Source organism: Pseudomonas sp. GW821-FHT09D08, assembly GCF_059416305.1.
Genome location: NZ_JBWKOX010000046.1, coordinates 1 through 2,041, shown reverse-complemented (window position 1 = coordinate 2,041; position 2,041 = coordinate 1). Strand labels below are relative to the sequence as shown.

Genomic DNA, 2,041 nt, shown 5'->3' with positions numbered 1-2,041 from the left:
GTAAGCGCTCCATGAACCCCACATTCAAAGTCACCATCTGATCCCCGATGCTGTGCTCCCGATTCCTTTCCGGAGCCAGCACCTCATGATGCGTCCCGACGCAAAAGTCGAAAAAGTCTATCTCTACCCCAAACCCGTCGACTTCCGAAAATCCATCGATGGCCTAGCCGCTCTGGTCGAACTGGACATTAAGGTCGCGGTGTTTGACCCGGTACTTTTCGTGTTCCTCAACAAGCCTCGAAACCGAGTGAAAATTTTGTATTGGGAGCGTAACGGTTTTTGCCTTTGGCTAAAGCGGCTGGAGTCCGAGCGCTTCAAAACATCGCCGGATTGTTCGGATGAAGCCATCGTGCTGACGGTTCAAGAACTCAACTGGTTATTGGATGGTTTTGATTTGTGGCGCAACCGCCCGCATCAAGTTTTGACGCCTCGATTTGTCGCCTGATTCGGTATAATCCAGGGCATGATTTCCATGCCCAAAGACCTTCCTGACGACCCTGCTTTGCTCAAGCAACTGCTTGAGCAAATGCTGAGTGAGCGCGAGTCGGATAAGGGCAAGATCGTTCATCTCGAAGAAGAAAACGCGTTGTTGCGTCAGCGCCTTTTCGGGCGTAAGTCAGAGCAGACAGCCGATCCCGCGACCCCGCAAATGGCCTTGTTCAACGAAGTTGAAAGCGTGGCCGAGTCTGTCGACGAAACGGTGGAAGAAGAGGTTGTCGCTCCGACCAAACATCGCGGTAAACGCAAGCCTCTGCCCGCCGATCTTCCGCGCATCGACGTCATCCACGAACTGCCCGAGCACGAACTGACCTGCGCCTGCGGTTGCCGCAAGCACACCATTGGTGAGGAAATCAGCGAGCAGCTGGAGATCGTGCCGATGCAAATCCGTGTGATCAAACATGTCCGCAAGATCTACGGTTGCCGCGATTGCGAGACCGCACCGGTTACCGCGGACAAGCCCGCTCAACTGATTGAAAAAAGCATGGCCAGCCCAAGTGTCCTGGCGATGCTGCTGACGACCAAATACGTCGATGGCTTACCGCTTCACCGCTTCGAAAAAGTGCTGGGCCGCCACGGTATCGATATCCCACGCCAGACCTTGGCGCGCTGGGTTATCCAGTGCGGCGAACACCTGCAACCCTTGCTCAACTTGATGCGGGATCGACTGCTGGGAAGTCGCGTCATCCACTGCGACGAAACGCGTGTACAGGTGATGAAAGAGCCTGATCGAGAGCCGACCAGTCAATCCTGGATGTGGGTGCAAACCGGCGGACCGCCTAATCAGCCTGTGATCCTTTTTGACTACTCGACCAGCCGGGCGCAGGAGGTTCCGTCGCGCCTGCTCGAAGGTTATCGCGGCTACCTGATGACCGACGATTATGTTGGTTACAACGCCTTGGGCGCGCAGTCCGGTGTCGAACGTTTAGGCTGTTGGGCCCATGCACGACGCAAGTTTGTCGAGGCGCAAAAGGTGCAGCCTAAAGGTAAAACCGGGCGTGCCGATATCGCCCTGAATCTGATCAACAAGCTGTACGGTATCGAGCGAGATTTAAAAGAAGTCGGCGATGAACATCGCCACGAAAGCCGACAGCAAAACAGCTTGCCGGTGTTGGCCCAATTGCAAACATGGTTGGAGAAAACCCAGCCACAAGTGACGGCGCAAAATGCACTGGGCAAAGCCATCAGCTACTTGGCCAGCAACTGGATCAAGTTGGTGCGCTACACCGAAGCCGGATATTTGCCGATCGACAACAATGCGGCCGAGCGTGCGATCCGGCCCTTCGTGATCGGGCGCAAGAACTGGCTGTTCAGCGACACGCCCAAAGGCGCGACGGCCAGCGCTCAACTTTACAGTTTGGTCGAGACGGCTAAAGCCAACGGCCAAGAGCCCTATGCGTGGCTGCGCCACGCCCTTGAGCGCCTGCCACAGGCAACCTCGGTTGAAGATTACGAAGCCTTGCTGCCGTGGAACTGTTCGCCCGCATCGCCTAGCTAAGCGCGCCGCCTATTTTTGAACAGGTGGGGTTTATGGAGCGCTTAC

The 2,041-nt window shown here is 56.0% G+C and carries 2 protein-coding genes; both read left to right on the top strand.

Annotated features, from left to right (window positions below; all coding sequences use genetic code 11):
- Positions 1–85: 85 nt before the first annotated feature.
- Positions 86–445 carry an IS66 family insertion sequence element accessory protein TnpB gene (gene tnpB / locus AC07OP_RS31590; RefSeq protein WP_019412232.1) on the top strand — a complete coding sequence of 120 codons (360 nt, stop codon included), beginning with the start codon at positions 86–88 and terminating at the stop codon, positions 443–445.
- Positions 446–463: 18 nt separating this feature from the next.
- Positions 464–1,996 (top strand): IS66 family transposase, encoded by a 1,533-nt coding sequence (tnpC, locus tag AC07OP_RS31585; protein ID WP_092359833.1) that lies wholly within the window; start codon positions 464–466, stop codon positions 1,994–1,996.
- The last annotated feature ends 45 nt before the right edge of the window (positions 1,997–2,041 follow it).